This is a genomic window from Cysteiniphilum halobium (assembly GCF_003574425.1).
Lineage (GTDB): Bacteria > Pseudomonadota > Gammaproteobacteria > Francisellales > Francisellaceae > Caedibacter > Caedibacter halobius.
Genome location: NZ_QLIU01000101.1, coordinates 1 through 503, shown reverse-complemented (window position 1 = coordinate 503; position 503 = coordinate 1). Strand labels below are relative to the sequence as shown.

Sequence of the window (503 nt, the reverse complement as noted above, 5' to 3'; positions counted from 1 at the left end):
GGGGGTGATGCGTGCCAGGAGGTGAGAGCGACGGAAGAGTGTGGCCGCGCGATGTCGGATCAGCACAGCCTGGGGCTGAAGCAGGTCCCAAGGGTATGGCTGTTCGCCATTTAAAGTGGTACGCGAGCTGGGTTTAGAACGTCGTGAGACAGTTCGGTCCCTATCTGCCGTGGGCGTAGGAGATTTGAGAGGGTTTGTTCCTAGTACGAGAGGACCGGAATGAACGAACCGCTGGTGTTTGGGTTGTCTCGCCAGAGGCATAGCCCAGTAGCTACGTTCGGAATGGATAACCGCTGAAAGCATCTAAGCGGGAAGCCAGCCTCAAGATGAGATCTCCCTATCGGAGGACGGAAGACAGCGGACGGAGGACAGAGTTTGGATCAAGCAAGCTTGATGGTTTTAGTATTTAAATTAGACCATCGCGCAGCGATTCGATCACTGTCCTCCGTCTTCAGTCCTCCGTCTTCCGAACTGAAGGGTTGTTGAAGACTACGACGTTGATA

General features: G+C 54.3%; 1 rRNA gene. It reads left to right on the top strand.

Annotated features, from left to right (window positions below):
• A 23S ribosomal RNA gene (locus DNK85_RS11830) occupies positions 1-503 on the top strand; the annotation flags it as partial.